The organism is Candidatus Sysuiplasma acidicola (assembly GCA_019721035.1).
Classification (GTDB): domain Archaea; phylum Thermoplasmatota; class Thermoplasmata; order Sysuiplasmatales; family Sysuiplasmataceae; genus Sysuiplasma; species Sysuiplasma acidicola.
The window spans coordinates 1328-2511 of record JAHEAA010000033.1; the positions used below are offsets into that span (position 1 = coordinate 1328).

The window sequence follows — 1184 nt, forward strand, 5'->3', positions numbered from 1 at the left end:
TAAACTGTTAATCGAACCAATATTCGAGGCGGACTTTCAGGAGTTCAGCTACGGATACAGACCCAACAAATCGGCACAGCAGGCATCTCAGGAAGTATACAAATATCTCAACTACGGACTCACAAACATAATCGACATAGACATCGAGGACTTCTTCGGCACAATAGACCATGACAGACTCATCTCGTTTGTCATGGAACGCATAAGCGACCCATACATCATCAAACTGATAAGGGAATGGCTGAGGGCAGGTGTAGTCTACAATGGTGAAACCACCTACCCCGACATGGGCACGCCGCAGGGCGGCGTCATATCGCCGCTTCTTGCAAACATCTACCTCAATAAACTCGATTCAGCATGGAAAGGCAGGAAGATGGACAGCAAATACAGACACGACGCACACCTCATACGTTATGCGGATGATATGTGTGTGCTCACAGACAAAGAACCGTCAAAGGCAATGGCGGTCATTGCAGAACTGACAGACAGTCTCGGCCTGAGGCTGTCACCTGAAAAGACAAGGATTACAACGGCACAGCAGGGCTTTGACTTCCTAGGCTTTCACTTTGTCCGGGCATGGAATGACAGGAGGAACAAAGACGTCACATACGTCTACCCGTCAGTCAAATCTGTGAGGAAATTCAGAGACAAGGTCAGGGATATCATACCTCTAACCAAGTCGCACGTGAAGAGCGAGGAACAGGCAGTCAGGGAACTCAATCTGCTCATAACAGGCTGGAGCAACTACTTCAATCACTCGAATGCAAGCCGCGCCTACAACAGTCTCGATAGATACATTGCATGGAAGGCAGCAAAATTCTACTGCAAGGTGCACAAGATACGCCTCGTATCCTCAAGGAAGAATACATTGCGGAAGATGCATGCAAAAGGTCTCAAGCGTCTGTCAGGGAGAATACGCTATGTCAGTCGAACCGCATAGCGCACTGGTGAAGTATGCAGGATAGCCGTATTCCGGAAAACGGACCGTACGGTTAGAGGTGGAAGGGTCTGGAGTAATCCTGACCTTTACCCTATAGAAAATATCTTAGCCTGGAAGAGAGTTGAGGTGAACAGAGTGAAAGTACAGGATCGGCAAATTACAGCAGATCTGGTACACTGTCTTTTATTGTATTGACAGACAAACTTTTCGCGGGACTCTTGCCACTTACCATACATTCATCTTT

General features: G+C 47.6%; 1 protein-coding gene. It reads left to right on the forward strand.

The genetic code is table 11. The features are described 5' to 3' along the window. On the forward strand, positions 1-940 hold a 940-nt coding region (locus tag KIS30_09950; GenBank protein MBX8647057.1), incomplete at its 5' end, for a hypothetical protein. Positions 941-1184: the final 244 nt, after the last annotated feature.